At 63.3% G+C, this 248-nt stretch carries 1 protein-coding gene; it reads left to right on the top strand.

Going from position 1 to position 248, the window contains the following annotated elements:
- On the top strand, window positions 1-248 hold a 248-nt coding region (locus ACVA58_RS28465), incomplete at both ends, for a Kdo hydroxylase family protein (protein WP_446513583.1).

The raw sequence follows: 248 nt of genomic DNA, 5'->3' as shown, positions 1-248 counted from the left end.
GCACTGGAGCGCGGCAACGTGCTGCATTTCCCCGCCCTGGATTTTCCACTGAGCACGCGTGAGCGGCGCTTTCTTGATGCGCGTTGGTCTGACGGCAAGACAAAAAACATCAATCTGCGCGCCGACGAAATCACTGTGCGCGGCGCGGTTGGTGCGTCCGCCGACCTGCGCGATCTTTCCACACTGATCCGCCGCTACGCCGATGCCGCTGAGCGCCTGGTGCTCGCACTGTTTCCCGACTACGGCCC

The organism is Photobacterium sp. DNB22_13_2, from assembly GCF_052873915.1.
The sequence above is the reverse complement of the archived record's forward strand: the minus strand, read 5'-3'. Positions and strand labels throughout refer to the sequence as shown.